Origin of the sequence: Sphingomonas arenae, from assembly GCF_016924655.1 — a bacterium.
GTDB lineage: Bacteria > Pseudomonadota > Alphaproteobacteria > Sphingomonadales > Sphingomonadaceae > Sphingomicrobium > Sphingomicrobium arenae.
In genome coordinates this window covers 763,112-779,028 of the sequence record NZ_JAFFJU010000001.1, presented here as the reverse complement: position 1 = coordinate 779,028, position 15,917 = coordinate 763,112, and the positions used below count along the sequence as shown (strand labels likewise).

The window sequence follows — 15,917 nt, the reverse complement described above, 5'->3', positions numbered from 1 at the left end:
TTCGGTCGGCAAGACCAAGTGCAATCGGCGTATGCTCCACGTTGGCACCCTCTGACGCCGGTGACATCGGGTCCTTCTCCTTCGGGGGTATCCGGCGACATCCGTGGCCTTCCGTTGGCGGGCATGGTAAGGTTGCGGTCGCGCTGAATCGCGCCCCGGTATGCCGATCGAAGCTCGGTCACAGTGTTTCAGGGGGGACGGCGATGAAGAAGAGCCTTCGCATACTGCTGGCCAGCCCTCGCGGCTTCTGCGCTGGAGTGGCCCGCGCAATCGAGATCGTCGACAAGGCGCTCGAACGGTTCGGACCGCCCATCTACGTCCACCATGAGATCGTGCACAACCCGCACATCCTGGACGATTTCCGCGCGCGCGGCGTGATCTTCGTCGATCATCCCGACGAGGTTCCGACCGGCGGGCGGATGATCGTGTCCGCGCACGGCGCACCTCCCGCCACCTTTGAGCGCTCCCGCACGCGCGGCTTGCGACTAGTCGACGCTACCTGCCCCCTCGTGACCAAGGTCCACCGCGAAGTGTCGCACTATGTCCGGCGGGGCCGGCGCGTCATCCTGATCGGCCATCGCGGGCATGCGGAAGTGATCGGCACCAGCGGGCATGCCGGCGAGGAGTTCGACCTGGTTGAGACGGCCGAAGACGCGCGGACACTGCCGATCCGCCCGGGCGTGGATTATGCCTATGCTACCCAGACGACGTTGAGCGTCGAGGACACGGCGGACGTCGTGGGCGTCTTGCGCGAGCGGATCCCCGAGATCGCCGAACCGCTCCGGTCCGACATTTGCTACGCGACGACCAATCGGCAAGCGGCCGTGCGCACGATTGCGCCACGCTGCGATGGCATGGTGATCGTTGGCGGCAGCAACTCTTCCAACTCCCGCCGCCTCGTCGACGCGGCACGGGCAGCCGGCTGTCCGCGCACCTGGTTCGTTTCGCGCGGGGCGGACGCGCCGCTGGCGGAGTTCGACGCGCTGAAGACGCTCGGCATTTCCAGCGGCGCGTCCACCCCGGAGCGACTGGTGGACGAACTCGTCGATGCTCTCGAGCGCCGGTTCGCGGTGGACGTGGAGACCGTCTCGGTGACGACGGAGGAGGAGCAATACAAGCTGCCGTCGCTCAGCGCTCTTCATGGCTAGCGAAGTCGAAGCGGCCGACCCTTGGGTGCCGTCACCCGCGGACCGGGACGTCGAATACATCCGGCGCTGGATGCCGTTCGCGGAGCTCGCCAACCGGCTCTACTTCCGGGTCCGCTCGAGCGGGCTCGGCAACATCCCGCCAACCGGGCCGGTCCTGTTCGTCGGCAACCATAGCGGCGGGCTCATGACTCCGGACACGATCGTCGCCGCGGGCTGCTTCTGGAGCACCTGCGGTCCGGAGCGCCCCGCCTATGCGCTGGTTCACCCCAGCGTGTTCGCCTTTCCCGGCATGGGCCGGCACATCGCGCGGGTCGGCGGCCTGCCCGCGACGCCCCGGATGGCGCAGCAGGTACTCGAAGCGGGCGCATCGCTGCTGGTCTATCCGGGCGCGGGTGAGGAGGCTTATCGTCCCTACTCGGAACGACATCGCGTCAAGCTTGGCCGGCGTTCGTCCTACATCCGCCTGGCGATGCGCTACGGAACGCCCATCGTCCCTGTGGTCTGCCTCGGCGGTCACGACACGCTGATCGTGATCGACGACGGGGAAAGCCGGGCGCGGAGCCTGGGCCTCGACAAGGTCGGCGTTGAGCGGCTTCCGCTGACTTACTCGTGGCCGCACGGGCTGACCCTGGGCGCGAACTACAATCTGCCGTTCCCCGCCCGCATCGACATCTGCTTCGATGCACCGATCCACCTGACCGGCTTCGAGAAGGCCGCATCCCGCACTGCCGCCGCCGTCGACTGGTGTCACGCGACGGTCGAAGGGCGGATGCAGCAGGTGCTCGACGAGCTGGTCGCTGCCCGCCAGCGCGAGCGGGCCCGCAAGGCGCTGCGCGGCTGATGGCCTCCGTGCGCAACAAGGAGTCGGCGGCCAGGACCGACGATTCCGCGCACCTCTTCTTCGACACCCTCGATGCCTACCGCTCCGTGGTGCTCCGCCGCCTGCGTGAACTGGTGCCGCAGGGCGGGCGCTACCGCCATACGCTCTACGGGCCGATGCTCGATTACCCCTTGCGGGAAGGGAAGGGCTTCCGGCCCGCCCTTTGCCTCGCTCTGTGCCAGGCCTGCGGCGGATCGCTGGCCCATGCGCTCGACACGGCGGTCGCGCTGGAGATGTTCCACAACGCCTTCCTCATCCACGACGATATCGAGGATGCGTCGGAGACCCGGCGGGGCGAGCCGACGCTTCATGCCCGGCACGGCATCGCGGCCGCCACCAACATCGGCGACGCGCTTAATATGCTGGCCCTCCAGACCCTGCTCGCGAACACGGGCCTGATTGGCCTCGAGCGCGCGCTGGTGGTCATCCAGATCGTCAGCCGGATGGCGCGGGAATCGACCGAGGGGCAGTCGATGGAGCTCGACTGGGTCCGCAACGGCGACGGCGGCAACCTGGGCCTGCGCGACTATCTGCTGATGTGCTTCAAGAAGACCACCTGGTACACCTGCATCTCGCCCATGCAGCTGGGGGCCGTGATCGCCGACGTGCCCGACCATCGCCTGGCCTCGCTGGTCCCGTTCGGCTTCCGGGTCGGGGCCGCATTCCAGATCCAGGACGACATCCTCAACCTGGTGGGGGAGGAGCATCTCTATGGCAAGGAGACCAACGGCGACATCGCGGAGGGCAAGCGCACCCTGATGGTGCTCCATGCCATGGCCTGCTCGCCAGCGCCCGTCCGGGAGCGCCTGCGCGCGATCTATGCCAAGCCCCGCCACCACAAGAGCGTCCAGGACCTCCGCGACGTGCTCGACGCCATGCACGTGGCGGGCTCCATCGACTATTCCCGGGCGATTGCGCATCGGCTGAGCGCCTCCGCCCGCCGCCACTTCGACCGGCGGCTGCACTGGATCCCGCCCGGCCCGCACCGCCAGTTCATCGAAGCGATGATCGACTACATGTGCTCGCGGCACTTCTGACGATAGGCCTCCAGGATCGGCCGGACGCGCCGAGCCCGCGCCGTGCCCTCCGCAAAGGCCCGCGCCGCGCGCGCCAGCGGCACCATCAGCGACACGTCCGCGACCAGGTCGAGCCGGCGTCCCTCGACCGCTTCCAGCAGCTGGAGGTCCCCGTCGATCAGCGCGATCACCGTATCCCGGTCCGTCCGGACCTTGACCTCGATCGGCTGGGGCGCCTCGGGCAGCACCAGCACGTCCTTCCCGCCGCGGACCACGAAGCTCTCCTCGGGCAGGTCGAACCCGACCGTCATCCTGCCCAGCCAATCGGTCATCCGCGTGTAGGCCGCAAGCTCGTCGCGGCGCAGCACCGCCAGCGCAGCCGACAGCGCCTCCGCCGACGTCATCCGACGAACTCGAAACAGGCCCGCCGGGTCACGTTGAACGGCCAACCGGCCAGCGTTCCCGCCAGTGTCAGCCAGCCCATCGTCTCGTTCAGCTCCACCAGTCCGAACCCCGTCTCGCGCGGGATCGCAATCTGCAGCGCGGCGTCGGGGATGTAGGATGCCTCGATCAGGTCCTCGCCGAACCTGGCGGTCAGGTCGATCCGTGCCGGGATCGTCGCCACCCGGGCCGGGTCCATCAGGTCCGACACGCCCGGAATCCGCCGCACGTGGCCGCGATAGGTGCCCGAATGCCGGACGCGGATCATCTGCCGCGCAAAGAACCGCAACAGCTGCTCGCCGCGCCAGACGGCCAGGCTATGCTCCGCGACCCGCGCGCCCCGTCGGTCCACCGTCCGGTCGTAGACCAGGCTCAGCGGCTCGCCCCCAAGCTCGGTCGCAGCCGCGCAGAAGCCCCAGTCCCACCCAAAATTGTCGCCCCAGCGCCAGTGCCCCCAATTGTGATCATGGTAGGCGCGGGCGCCCTCCATTGAGACGCGCCGCTCGCCGATGCGCACCCAGCCGCTGGCCGACAGGTAGGGGACGATCATCCAGTTGATGTGCCCGCTGCCGATCGGCGTATCCTTCCACACCAGCATCGGCTCGGTCGCGGGAACCAGCCGGAGGTCCGCCGCCAGCTGGCCGTTCGCGGACCTCAGCCACAGGCGGTAGCAGCCATCCGAATAGCGGATGGAGGACTGCCCCACGGCAAGGTCGACGCCCCGCTCGTCCACAGTGGCGGAAAGCCCGTCGAACACGTCCAGCCCGCCGCGCCATCCCCGGTCGGCTTCCAGCGACAGGAAGATGAGGTTCGCCTGTCCTTCATCCCCGGTCCGGATGTCGCCCGTGAGGCTGAGGTTGACGATAACATCCAGCCCCGCGGCATCGTCGATGATGTTGAAGTGCCACCATTCCTTGTACGTCGAAAGCGCCGGATCGCCGGACGGCGGGACGTGCGGACGGTCGATCCCGCCGATGGCCTCCAGCGCCAGCGGCATGGGTCAGCGCAGCACCGGGCCGTCCGGCGGCGGGCTCCGTCCCGGGTGTCTGGGCGGCGGCGGCTCCGCGTCGGCCAGGTCGGCGACGGTGGAGACCGTCCGCTCGGCGATGCTGATCATGCCGAGCAGCAGGTCGAGCACGGCATTGCGTCGCTCGAACAGGGTATCGCCGGGCAGCGGCGGTGAAGCATCGCTCACGCGGGCTGCTCCTGCTCTTCCAGCGACAGGTTGCGCACGAGCTGCACGATCTCGTCCATGCGCAGGGCACTCAATTCCCGGACCACGTCCTCGATCATCGCGGCGGGCGTGTCGCCGCCCGGGTGCAGGTCCCGCTCGGTCGTGTAGCGATCCAGGTCCAGCATGTTCCACAGCAGCCAGCCGTTGCTGACCAGCGCCGACTCTGCCAGCACCGCCTGCCAGCGTCGGCCACTCGGCGTTTCCGCGAAGCGCTGCCCCTCCTGCACCAGGAACTGCACGACTCCACGAACGAGCTGGTCGGACTGCCCCTTGCGGGAAAGCATCATTCTGACGAGGCCTTCGAGGCTTCCCCCGCTCTCGTCGAGAGCGACCAGACGGAGTGGTGGCTCGATCGCGATCGTCGGGGTCACGGCCGTCATGGCGTGGGCCTGGGTTTCCTCGGTTTGCGCCCTTGGCTCGGCGTGCTCTTGGGCTCCGGTGGCGCAGGCGGCACCGTCTCCCGGGCATCGCCCTCGACGGCCAGGCGGATGACGATATCCACCGCCTCGAAGCCCTCGGTCGAGATGGTGGCGAGATAGGTATTGCCGGGCGCGAAGTCGTTGCCGACCGGCAGGATGATCTCGAACACCTCCTCGGAGCCTCCCGCGATCTCGGCGGACGGAGGCAGGAAGGCGATCTGGCTCGCGATCATCTGGCTCCCGTCCTCACGGATGAACGGCGAAGATCGGCAGGTGACCTGGATCGGCTCGGTCCGATTGTTGGCGATCTTGAACGGCGCTCGAACGGTCGCTCCCCGGGGCGCGCTCATCGCCAGCGTCAGGCCATTGATGGCGGGCTCGACCGCCTTGCCGCGCGACGTTTCGGCCAGCATGTCGAGCAGGCGCTGGTGGAAGCTGAGGCTGAGGTCGACCAGCGTCCCGTAATATTCGAGGTGGTCCTTCACGATCCGCTTCAGCGTCTCGGTCTCGCCATTGCCGTTCATCCGCCGGCTCGCCGACAGCCGCCGCGACAGCTCCGCGTGCGCCTGGATCGTCTTCAGGTCCGAGTTGATCTTGCGGGTGATGACGCTCCGCAACAGGCCGCGCAGGTCCGGATCGGCGATGACCGCACCAAGGTTCTCCAGCGCGCCCACGGCTCAGCCGTGATGATCGTCGGGGGTGTTCGGGTTTCGATCGGTTCTCGGCGGATCGCAATAATAATGATGATACCAGCGCAGCGGCCGGACGTGCGGATGGCAGCAGCAATGGAGGTCGACGATCGGGACCGTCTCAACCTCGCTCTCGACGGTTATCGCAACCGTCAGGAACATGTCCTCGCAATCCTTGGACGTGACCTTGATCGCGCCGACATAGTCCACCCCGCGGCGATGCTCGCTCGCGTCCACCAGTACCTGCACGACGCCGACTTCTGCCGGGTCGAGGTCCAGTGTGGGGACCGCCACCTCCATCGCTCCGCCGGGTTCTCCCGCTTCCGAGATCAATGCTCCGGGCTGGAGCTCGAAGGTGCGGCGTCGTTCGCTGATGTTGCGGAACCGCACGGCAAGGCTGACCCGCTCGGGCCGTTCGACGACCTTGCGCACCTCCCCGAGGTCAGGCGACGCGCAATGGCATTCCGGCAGGCCGCAGGCCCGAGCGCGGGCGAGCGAGGGCATTGGCAGGTTCCGCAGCCCCATGCTGTCCAGCGTATCGCGCAGCGACAGCACCGGCCCACCGCCAAGCTCGTTGACGATCGCGCCGGCCGCACGGCGAATGGTCTGAACCTGCTTCATCGTGGCGTCGAACCTGCCGCTCGCATTGGCTCGCAGCCGACGACTTGAGGAAGAACGCGAGAAGCTCGTAGTGCTCATGCTGCCGCCTCCTGCCGCCTTTTGTCCTTGGGCCTTGTCGAGACCCCACCGGCTTCCGCCGTGATCCGGACGAACAGCCGCGCCGTTCCCGCTTTCATCAGTGCCCGGTACTGCCGCCCCGCGATCATGTTGCCCGGGAGGTGGAAGGCGACCCGCGCCTGGATGGCGTCTCCCGGCGCGATCTGCTGCGGACCATCGGCCAGCCGCACGCGGGCCAGGTCCGTCTTGCGCGCGGCAAGGCTGCTCGCCAGCGCATCCAGAAACACCGTGTGCGCGCCCTCGTCGTCACGACATCCCTTGGTCCGGTCCAGGGCATGCTGAAGGCTGAGGCAGAGCTGCTCCTCCTCCTGCAGCACGAGCACCCCAAGCACATCCAGGTCCAGCGGCACGTTGCCGCCGTTGCGAAGGATCAATTCGTCGTGAACCACCCCGCCGGCAGGTCCGCTGATCGCGATGTCGCGCGGGCTGATCTCCAGCAATTCGTGCGGCAGCACCTCGATCTCGGCAACCTGGTCTACCCCGGCGACCGAAAACGTCGCCTCATAGCGTCCTGGCGGGGTGGTCGGCTCCACGGAGAAACGCACGGGGACCCGCCCGCACGCTCCCGGAGGCGGCGCCGCACCGAGGGACAGCACCCGCGGCATCGCATGGTCCAGCGGAAGCGAACTCGACGCGAGTGGTGCGAAAGCGAGTTGCTGGTGATAGCCGAACTCGGTCTCCGCGAGGTTGGTGGTCGCCACCTTGAACAGCTCACGCGAAGGCGCGGCTGCCCGGCGCACCGTCATCACTCCGACGAGTTCCGACGGCCGCCCGCGGAGCCGGATCCTGTCCTCGTCGACCGTGAACGGCCTGGGGATGCTGTCCTCGGCGGGACGACTGTCAGGGTCGACCGCCATCACGAGCCACACGGCTCGCATTCGACAGCGCAGCGCTCGTACGCATTGGGCTTGTAATCATCCAGGATCACCTGCGGCTCGCCGCAGATCGAGAATTGCACAACGTCGACGCCGAACAGGTTGAACGGGAACACCGTCATTCCGAAGTTCAGCGAGATCGGCATCCGCATCCGCATGCTCATCTTCTTGAGCGCGGCGACCAGATCGAAGATGTCCTGCAACTTGAACTCGGGCAGGTTCGTCATCGTCATCGAGACGTCCATCTTGGTCGCGACCGGCTTGGCCGGGTCGCCAAGCAGGGTCATCACCACGCCGCCGGCAAGCTCCGACCGCATCCCACCGGCCAACTCCGTCCGCATCCCGCCGGCAAGCTCGGTGCGCATGCCTCCTCCCAGAGTCGTGCCGATGTTGATCGGCGTGTCGAAGCGCTGAGTGATGGTGTAGCTGGAAGGAATATCCGGCGCCGACATAGCCACAATCCTTCGATTGTTGACGTCTTTCTCAGTCAGGCCGATGCTCGTCTCGTCGGCCGTGCAGACTCGATCAAGATGGAATCGAAACTACGCCTGCGCGGAAGTGCAGTCAACGCGAAGCCACTCGACTTGGCGGCAACTTCGCGTCACCTTGGCCGGTCGGAAACCGTCGCAGTTCTTATTCAAGCGGGACTTCTGGAACCCGCATTACTGGCCCGCAGCAGCCGGAAGGCGGCAAAGGCCAGCACCAGCGTTCCAATGAGCAGCGCCGCCCACAGAAACGGCTTTCGCATGTCCTCCATCCCGCCTGCCGCCTTACCCTGCAACGGGATGGCGGGCGGCGCGTCGCTGGCGCCGTCGACGGTCGCCCTCGGCAATGCTCCGACATTCAGGGGCGCACCGGATGGGTCGATCTCGGCCAGCGTCAGGAAGTTCGGCTTCGCCGCCGCCTGACCGACCGCGATCCGGTAGGGCGGCGTTCCGCTGAAGGCGACCAGCAGCTCGACCGGATCGAACAACAGCTCCACCTCCGGCGCGGTGGAGAAGCCAGCCGTTCGGCCGTCCGCCTCCAGCTTGTAGCTGGCCATCCGGACGTCCGGCAGCGCGATGATACCAGCTCCGCCTTCGCCGGACAGGGTCGCGGACCCAAGGGCCGTCCATGCATCGCGGCCCGGGCTCCGGCCATAGAGGCGCACCGGCACGATCCCGTCCGCCGCTGCCGGCGTCACCCGAATGGCCGCCAGCCGCCCGTTGGCGGGAAGCTCGAACTGCAGCTGATGCGCATCGGTCAGCGCCGGCGACTCCGCCCGCACCGCCACCCGTCTCGCCCCCGGAGGCGCCGCAAGGATCGCGCTGGCGCCCTTGACCGCGATGCTCCCCGGCTCCGTCCAGCTTACCCCCACGAACCGGCCGCGAAGGTCGGCGCCGTCCAGCGCCACCCGCGCCCCGCCCAGCAAGGGCGCGCGCTCGTTCGGGCGGAACAGCACCTTCTCGGTCAGCGGCTCCCAGTCCTTGAGGTTGCTGCTGGTCAGCAGGGTCAGCGGCACCGGCCGGCCCACTGGAACGTCCACCCGGAGCGCGATGGCGTCGACCGGCTCGCGCACCGCCCGGCTGTCGAGCAGCACGGCCGGCATCCGCTTGCCGCCCGCGGACCGCGCCGACTGGTCGACCGTGATCGCCTGCGCCGCGCCGCCGTCCTCGACCCGGATGGTCAGCCGTGAATTCTGCAGCGCTTCATTCCCACCCAGCACCGGATAGACCGGCAGGTCGACCCTCCTGGAGCCCTCTGCCCCCGCAGCAACGGGGAGCATCGCCAGCGCCACCAACCGTCCCCGCGCATCGAACACGCGGACGTCGCCGAGATCCCGCCGCTCCGCCGCCGCCAGCAAGGCGGGCGGCAGCGTCACCCGTTGCAGCTTGCCGCCGGGCGCAGGTTCGAGCGCGGCCTGGCGGGCGTAAGCCTCGGGCTTCGACACATCCACCGCAGGCGCCTGCCGGCAACCGGAGGCGACAACCACCAGCAGCAGCGTGAAAGCAGCGAGCGCCCTCATGCCGGTTGCTCCTGCGCCGTCCGCCTCGGCGGCAGCGGCACGAAGTAGCCGATCACCAGCATCAGCACGCCCACACCGATAAAGGTCACGATCCGCTCCCACCCTTGCGCGTTGGACATGTCGACCATCAGTAGCTTGATCACCACCAGCACCAGCAGCGACGCCCCCGTCAGCCACGGCAGGCGCAGCGCACGGCGATGCGCGAACAGCATCAGGGCCATGGCGATCAGCGTCCACAGAATCGACAGGCCCGCCTGAACCCCGGCGTCGGCGCTCAATGCCTCCGCTCTCCAAGGCACTCCCAACCCATGGTGCGCCGTGCGCAGCCAAGCCCCATTGACCGCCGCGAACGCCAGCAGTCCGCCGGCAACGAGGCCTGCTTTTCCGAGCGCATCGTCCGCGCCGCCGGTCCGCTCACCCGCCTGCCGCACCATCCGCCACCACAGCGCCAGCGTCACCAGCGCGAGGGCAACGGTCAGATCCACCGGGTTGATCAGCGGCACGAACGGCAGCGGGTCCGTGACGCCTTCCGCACCCAGCGCCATGGTGAAGGCGCCGCCGTACGCCAGCACCACCAGCGGAATGGCCGCCGTCCACCAGTAGCTCCGCGCGAATGGGCGGAGCGGCCAGCTGAGTCCGTCACTGGTACCGCGACCCGCCGCCCGGCCCGCCCAGCGCGTCAGGAGGCCGAGCACCGCCACAATGCTGACCAGGAAGACCACGCCCGCCCACGACGTCTCCCACAGTTCGCCCCGATCGATCCCCAGTTGCAGGCAGTCGGCCAGCATGGCGGTCAGCAGCCAGACGCCGCCCGCATGCACGAACCCGTTCCAGCTGACGAGGCTCGCGCTGCCACCATGCGGCAGGGCGGCATCGCTGCGGCGGAGCAGGGCGTAATGGATGCCCAGCGCCACCAGCCAGGCGAGCGCATCCGGCCAGAACAGCACGTGCCGCGACATCGCCAGCGACAGCAGGAACGACAGCGCGATCAGCGGCAGGCTCGCACGCCCAGGCCACGTCGCGACGGCCCATGCCTTACGACGCCCGGCCACGTCCGAGACCGCGGCCGCGCCCAGCAGCGCGAGCATTGCAACCAGCAGTTGCTCATGGGGCCGGAACACCGCTCGGCCGGTCTCGCCTGGAAGCCCCGGCGGCAAGGTCCGCGTGACCTCCGCCATGATCGCGGTCGCCACCATGACGAAGCCGCCCAGGAACACCGCCTGGCGTGCGCCATACTCGAACCCGCCGTAGGCACGGGCCCAGCGCGACCCGCTGTGCGGCAGCCGCTCGCGCATCCACCAGGCGGTGATCAGCAGCGGCAATGCCACGAGCGCCGCACTGACGAAGCCGGTGTTGCCGAGAGGAAGTGCGGACACGTTGCCGGAAAGTGTCGCGAGCAGAACAAAGGCCGCGGCGACCTGCAGCAGGAGCCCGAACAGCCGCGGCATCCAGCGGGCCTGGCGCACGCCGACCCAGAAGGCGCCGGCACCCTCCAGGGCCCACACCGACGAGGTCCACCGTGCGTCGAGCGCCAGCGGCACTGCAAGCGTTACGAAGCCGACGCCGATCGCCAGGAGGCTGTCCCTGACCACCTGCATGTCTTGGCCTCGGCGGCGGAGCATGACGGCCGCCACCCCGATGTAGCCCGCCCCGAACACCAGTGCGGCGAAGGCGCTACCGAACGCCCGGTCGTGGACCAGCCCGACTTCCAGCCCGAACCCGGCCAGCGCCGGGCCGAACAGCAGGGTCGTGTCGGCGGCATTGCCGAACCGGCCGGGCGTGTTCCCCGCATACAGCGTCGCCACGAAGACGTAGATGGTCATCGTGATGGCCAGGAACAGCTGGCACAGCAGGTAATGCTGCGGCGCATAGCTGCTCGCGCCCCACAACGTCGCCATGCCGAAGGTCGCGACGAAGCCGAGCAGGTTGAGCTCGCGCCACGAGCGCCGCCAGGCGATGCCGAGCAGCGCGACATTCAGGATCGTCACATAGGTGAACAGCCCCAGCGGGCTTTTCGCCTCGCCGCCGAGCAGCAGCGGCACCGCAAAGCCGCCCAGGAACGAGGCAAAGGCGAGCCCCCGCGCATCCTGGCTCACCGCCAGTACGCAGCCGAGCGCGGCGAACAGGATCATCAGCCCGAATGCGACCGGTTGCGGCAACAGGCCGTAGCCCCTCGCCGCCGCGAACACGGTGAGGTACAGCACCGCGACACCGGTTCCTTGCAGTGCCAGGCCGAAGGCCGGCCGATCGTTCCGCTTCAGGAAGCCGAACGCGAGCAGCGCGGCCCCGGCCAGCGCCACCAGCGCGAGCCGCACCTCGATCGGGAACAGCCCGGCATTGGCCACCAGCCGCACCAGGAAGGTCAGCCCGACGAACAGGATGACGAGGCCGACCCGAACGATGGTGTTGCCGCCCAGCAGCCAGTCTTTCGCCCGGCCCGTGGCCTCTTCGATCCACGACGGTTCGGGCGGCGGCTCGGGCGCTGCCTCGTCCCGCGCACCGACGAACTCACGAGCGAAAGGAGCCGTGACGACGTCGTCGATCGGGGAGGCGGCGGCCGCGTCTCTTTCGACCGGAACAGCTGCAGCGGCCGGCTCCACGGCCGGAGCGCTTACGGCCGCCGATTCCGCCCGGTAGGAGGGCGCCGTCGAAGCGGACGCGAGCGCTCGGGAAATCTCGTCCCGAACGATCGACCGCAGCCAGCGCCCCATCAGCGCGCCGACGATGCCGCCGGCGATCAGGCCGAACCCGTCGAAATCGCTCAGCACCCAACCGGCAAGCGCCCCCGCCACCGCCGCCCACAGTATCATCGCTTCCGTCCCCCGAGCCGCCCCCGCGCCACGCCACTGCTTGGAACCTTACGGGCCCAAATGGAAGCCCACGGACCGGGTGGACGCTCCGCCATGCACGGCCGGCATGAACTCCATGCGGTCTCTCGATTTCACGCGGGACCTCCGGTTTGCAATTGCACAGGGGTCAACAGGAGACCCTTTCCATGAACTCGCTTGCACCTCATCTCCGGCGCGCCTTCGCCATCACCGCGCTGATCGCCGCGCCCATGCTTCCCACTGCGGCGAGCGCCGCCACGCCCTCCGCCGCGACACAGGCGCGGGGCGTCCTGCGCACATCCAGCGCCCACAGCGTCGACGAAACCGTCAGCCGCATCAAGACCGCGGTGGAGGCCAAGGGCATCCGCTTCTTCACCGCCATCGACCACCAGCAGCTTGGCGCGTCCGCCAACCTGCCGATCCGCAAGTCCGTGCTGGTGATGTTCGGCAACCCGCCGCTCGGCGTGCAATTCATCCAGGCCAATCCCTATGCCGGGCTCGACTGGCCGGTCCGCATGCTGGTCCGGGAGGGCGCCGACGGCCGGACGGAAATCGCCTGGACCGACTTCGCCGCCATCGGCCAGCGCTACGGCATCACCGGCAAGGACGCCCAGCTGAAGATGGCCAGCGAAGTCGCCGCCACCGTCGCGGACGAAGCAGGCCGCTGATGCCGTCCACGGAGCCCCTCACTCGGCCAGCAGCGGTGAAGTTCAAGATGGTCGTGCTCGACGTGCCGGCCGTTCGCGATTTCTACACTGGTGTATTCGGCTTGTATGTCGTCGAGGAATGGAACGCCCCCGACGATACGGGCTGCATCCTGGCGCTGACGGACCCTCCCGGCGATGCCCTGATCGAGATCTACCAGGGGCAACAGGCACACGACTTCTCGGGCTCGTGCCTGCAGTTCAAGGTTGCCGATCTGGATGCCTTCCTCCGCTCCCTGCCAGAAGGCATCTGCTTCGAGGGCCCGACAGAGCGGCCGTGGGGCAGCACCTATCTCAAGATGAGCGACCCGGCGGGCATGCCGGTCGTGGTCTTCGCGGGTTCGTCCTGGTGAGCTGGCTACTGCTCCTTCTGAGCGCGGTGTCCGCGGGCACAATGGGCTATGCCATCCAGCGCGGTGCGACCTGCATGGTCGCGGCCCTGGAAGAGGTGGTCCAGAAGCGCCGCTTCGGCCGCGTCATCGCGCTCCTTGAGGCGGCGGCGATCGTCGCCGGCGGCGTGGCCCTCGCCGCCGCGCTCCACCGCTTGCCCATGCAGCCGGTCAACTGGACACCCGCCGTCACCACGGTGGCGGGCGGGGTGCTGCTCGGGCTTGGCGCGTTCATCGCGCGCGCCTGTGTATTCGGCGCGATCGCCAAGCTCGGGTGCGGTCACTGGGCCTACCTCGCCGTACCTCCCGGCTTCCTGGCGGGCTGCTTCGTACAACGGCTGCTCGGGACCGAGCGGCCGACCGGCACCCTCGATTTCGCCTCGCCGACCCTGGTGTGGGCGACGGCGTTGCTCCTTCCCTTCGGCCTGCTCGCCTGCTGGCGGCTGGCGCGGGTTGTCGCCGCCGCGCGCTCGGGAATGCTGGCGGACCATGTCTGGTCGCCTCACGTCGCAACGTCGATCATCGGTTTGACCTTCGTCATCCTGCTCTTCAGCGCCGGCGGCTGGAGCTACACCGAAGCGCTGTCGGAGGCGGCACGCGGCATGACCAGCATGACCGCGCTGCGCCTGCTGCTGTTCTTCTGCCTGCTCGGGGGCGCCCTGCTCGGCGGCTGGACGGCGAGACGGCTGCGCGCCATCCGGCCCACGCTACCGGCGGTCGCGCGCTGCTTCATAGGCGGGGCCCTGATGGGACTCGGCAGCGTGCTGATCCCGGGCAGCAACGATGGGCTCATCCTCCTGGGCCTGCCGCTGCTTCAGCCGCACGCGCTCGTGGCGCTAGCCAGCATGGCGGTGACGATCACCCTGGCGCTGCGCTGGCAGGTGGAACGTCCACTGGTTGCCCAGGGGAAAATGGCGTAAGGAAGAACTCAGCGCACGGGGGCGTGCACGATGGAGATGCAGCAGGTCCGATACTTCCTGGCCGTCGCGAGGACGCTCAATTTCACGCGCGCCGCCGAGGAGTGCAACGTCACCCAGCCCGCGCTGACCCGCGCCATCAAGCAGCTCGAAGAGGAACTGGGCGGCGAACTGATCCGCCGCGAAGGCCGCAACAGCCACCTCACCGACCTCGGCAACCGCATGCAGCCGCTGCTCGCGCAATGCTACGAAAGCGCGCTGACGGCCAAGGCCCTCGCGGCCAAGGTCAGCAAGGGGGAGGTCTCCAGCCTCTCGTTGGCCGTATCCCGCACCCTCGACCTCGACCTGCTGATGGGTCCTCTCGCCGAGATGCAACGCACTTTCCCGCAGCTGCAGCTGAAGCTCCGCCGCGGCACCGGCGCGGAGATCGCGGAGATGCTCAAGAACGGCGACGTCGAGCTGGCAATCGGCGGCCCGCTGGGCGAGCGCTGGGACCGGATCGATGCCTGGCCGATGTTCACCGAAGCCTTCGACCTCGTGGTCGGCGCCGACGACAGCCTGGCCCAGCGCAACTGCCTCGACCTCGACGTCGAGTTGGTGCGCGAAGCCCGCTTCCTCCACTACGCGGGCTGCGACCCCGCCGAACTGCACCCGGACGACGTGACGGCGCGCGGCATTCCCTACGACAGCGTCCACGAGATCGACGAGCTGCGGGACCTGGAGGCGCTGGTCGTCGCCCGGTTCGGCCTCGCCATCATGCCGGCCAGCGCGATGAAGTCGCCGCGCGTGCGGCATCTCGCCTGCTCCGCGCTCGACCTCAAGCGTACCGTCGCCATCTACAGCGTCGCCGGTCGTGCCCGCTCACGCGAGGCGGGCGCGCTCCTCAACCTGCTGCGCTCGGCCGACTGGAGCCGCAGCGTCGCGGAACCGGTCGAGGCTGCCTAGCAGGTCCTCCAGTTCCATCCGGCGGCGATAGTCGGGGTCGACGTGCCGGGCGACGATCGTGCCTTCGGGGTCCAGCACGAACACGGCCGGGATCGGCAGCACCCAGTCGCTCCCGCCCTGGTAGAGCGGCACGTCCCAGCCCGCGCCCCCGATCATCGACGACATCCGGTCATCCACGATGATCGCGAGGTTCAGCGACAGGGCATAGCCCGCGGCCACGTCCGTCAGCAGCGGAAAGCGCGCGCCGGACTCGGCACGGGTCTCGCGCGTGAAGCGCTGCACTTCGGCGGAGATGCCGACGATCCGGCACGGCGCGACCTGGTCCTGGATCTCGGCGAGCCCCACGATGTTCAGCCGGCAATAGGGGCACCAGTGGCCTCGATAGAAGGCCAGCACGACCGGTCCGTCTGCAAGCAGGGCGTCGAGGCTCACCAGCCGCCCGTCCTGGTCCGGCATGGTGAAGCCCGGCATCCGCTCGCCGACCTGCGGCGCGCTCGCGCCGGCGCGGGCCGCTTCGAGCCGTGCCACGAACCGCTCCACCTCCGCCATGAAGCCTGGCCCCTTGGTTCGGACCGTGTCGGCGATGAAGTTCAGCCGCTCGCCCAGCGTCCAGTCCTTGTCGCGGACCTCCTGGAACGCCTCCTCCAGCGAAAGAACGAGAGGGTGGGGCATGGCGGCCCGTTCTAGCA

The 15,917-nt window shown here is 68.7% G+C and carries 18 protein-coding genes; 7 read left to right on the top strand and 11 right to left on the bottom strand.

Going from position 1 to position 15,917, the window contains the following annotated elements; translation table 11 throughout:
* Positions 1–203 precede the first annotated feature (203 nt).
* From ispH to JT720_RS03945, 3 genes are read left to right on the top strand one after another with little or no spacing between them, the layout of a single operon-like run.
* On the top strand, positions 204–1,148 hold the full coding sequence (gene ispH / locus JT720_RS03955) for a 4-hydroxy-3-methylbut-2-enyl diphosphate reductase (protein WP_205479509.1): 945 nt from the start codon (positions 204–206) through the stop codon (positions 1,146–1,148).
* Complete coding sequence (locus tag JT720_RS03950; protein ID WP_205479508.1) at positions 1,141–1,989, top strand: lysophospholipid acyltransferase family protein; 849 nt, start codon at positions 1,141–1,143, stop codon at positions 1,987–1,989. Before ispH ends, JT720_RS03950 begins: the two co-directional genes overlap by 8 nt.
* The gene (locus JT720_RS03945; RefSeq protein WP_205479506.1) at positions 1,989–3,065 is read left to right on the top strand and encodes a polyprenyl synthetase family protein; all 1,077 of its coding nucleotides are present in this window, start codon (positions 1,989–1,991) and stop codon (positions 3,063–3,065) included. The genes JT720_RS03950 and JT720_RS03945 overlap by 1 nt, the downstream gene beginning before the upstream one ends.
* On the opposite strand, the gene JT720_RS03940 is transcribed toward JT720_RS03945, so the two are convergent.
* From JT720_RS03940 to JT720_RS03895, 10 genes are all read right to left on the bottom strand, one after another.
* Positions 3,041–3,448 (bottom strand): hypothetical protein, encoded by a 408-nt coding sequence (locus JT720_RS03940; protein ID WP_205479504.1) that lies wholly within the window; start codon positions 3,446–3,448, stop codon positions 3,041–3,043. The genes JT720_RS03945 and JT720_RS03940 overlap by 25 nt on opposite strands.
* Positions 3,445–4,482 carry a hypothetical protein gene (locus tag JT720_RS03935; protein WP_205479502.1) on the bottom strand — a complete coding sequence of 346 codons (1,038 nt, stop codon included), beginning with the start codon at positions 4,480–4,482 and terminating at the stop codon, positions 3,445–3,447. Before JT720_RS03935 ends, JT720_RS03940 begins: the two co-directional genes overlap by 4 nt.
* A 3-nt stretch (positions 4,483–4,485) precedes the next feature.
* Complete coding sequence (locus JT720_RS03930; RefSeq protein ID WP_205479501.1) at positions 4,486–4,680, bottom strand: hypothetical protein; 195 nt, start codon at positions 4,678–4,680, stop codon at positions 4,486–4,488.
* Positions 4,677–5,099, bottom strand: a complete 423-nt coding sequence (locus JT720_RS03925; RefSeq protein ID WP_205479499.1) for a hypothetical protein — start codon at positions 5,097–5,099, stop codon at positions 4,677–4,679. The genes JT720_RS03930 and JT720_RS03925 overlap by 4 nt, the downstream gene beginning before the upstream one ends.
* Positions 5,096–5,812, bottom strand: coding sequence for a hypothetical protein (locus JT720_RS03920; RefSeq protein WP_205479498.1), 717 nt, complete (start codon positions 5,810–5,812; stop codon positions 5,096–5,098). The genes JT720_RS03925 and JT720_RS03920 overlap by 4 nt, the downstream gene beginning before the upstream one ends.
* A 3-nt stretch (positions 5,813–5,815) precedes the next feature.
* Positions 5,816–6,448, bottom strand: coding sequence for a hypothetical protein (locus JT720_RS03915; RefSeq protein ID WP_205479496.1), 633 nt, complete (start codon positions 6,446–6,448; stop codon positions 5,816–5,818).
* A gap of 74 nt (positions 6,449–6,522) precedes the next feature.
* Positions 6,523–7,422, bottom strand: coding sequence for a hypothetical protein (locus JT720_RS03910; protein WP_205479494.1), 900 nt, complete (start codon positions 7,420–7,422; stop codon positions 6,523–6,525).
* Positions 7,422–7,892, bottom strand: a complete 471-nt coding sequence (locus tag JT720_RS03905) for a hypothetical protein (protein WP_205479492.1) — start codon at positions 7,890–7,892, stop codon at positions 7,422–7,424. Before JT720_RS03905 ends, JT720_RS03910 begins: the two co-directional genes overlap by 1 nt.
* A gap of 185 nt (positions 7,893–8,077) precedes the next feature.
* A complete protein-coding gene (locus JT720_RS03900; protein WP_205479490.1) occupies positions 8,078–9,445 on the bottom strand; it encodes a DUF3999 family protein in 1,368 nt (455 codons plus the stop codon).
* A complete protein-coding gene (locus JT720_RS03895) occupies positions 9,442–12,255 on the bottom strand; it encodes a DUF2339 domain-containing protein (protein ID WP_205479488.1) in 2,814 nt (937 codons plus the stop codon). The genes JT720_RS03900 and JT720_RS03895 overlap by 4 nt, the downstream gene beginning before the upstream one ends.
* A gap of 185 nt (positions 12,256–12,440) precedes the next feature.
* On the opposite strand from JT720_RS03895, the gene JT720_RS03890 reads away from it, so the two are divergent.
* Genes JT720_RS03890 through JT720_RS03875 form a run of 4 tightly spaced genes read left to right on the top strand, consistent with a single transcriptional unit; the run spans position 12,441 to position 15,228 of the window.
* Positions 12,441–12,941 (top strand): DUF302 domain-containing protein, encoded by a 501-nt coding sequence (locus JT720_RS03890; RefSeq protein WP_205479486.1) that lies wholly within the window; start codon positions 12,441–12,443, stop codon positions 12,939–12,941.
* Positions 12,941–13,330 (top strand): VOC family protein, encoded by a 390-nt coding sequence (locus JT720_RS03885; RefSeq protein WP_205479485.1) that lies wholly within the window; start codon positions 12,941–12,943, stop codon positions 13,328–13,330. The genes JT720_RS03890 and JT720_RS03885 overlap by 1 nt, the downstream gene beginning before the upstream one ends.
* Positions 13,327–14,286: a YeeE/YedE thiosulfate transporter family protein gene (locus JT720_RS03880; protein ID WP_205479483.1), complete on the top strand. Its 960-nt coding sequence runs from the start codon at positions 13,327–13,329 to the stop codon at positions 14,284–14,286. The genes JT720_RS03885 and JT720_RS03880 overlap by 4 nt, the downstream gene beginning before the upstream one ends.
* A gap of 36 nt (positions 14,287–14,322) precedes the next feature.
* Positions 14,323–15,228 (top strand): LysR family transcriptional regulator, encoded by a 906-nt coding sequence (locus tag JT720_RS03875; RefSeq protein WP_205479481.1) that lies wholly within the window; start codon positions 14,323–14,325, stop codon positions 15,226–15,228.
* Here the strand turns inward: JT720_RS03875 and JT720_RS03870 are convergent.
* A complete protein-coding gene (locus JT720_RS03870) occupies positions 15,145–15,900 on the bottom strand; it encodes a peroxiredoxin-like family protein (protein ID WP_205479480.1) in 756 nt (251 codons plus the stop codon). The genes JT720_RS03875 and JT720_RS03870 overlap by 84 nt on opposite strands.
* Positions 15,901–15,917: the final 17 nt, after the last annotated feature.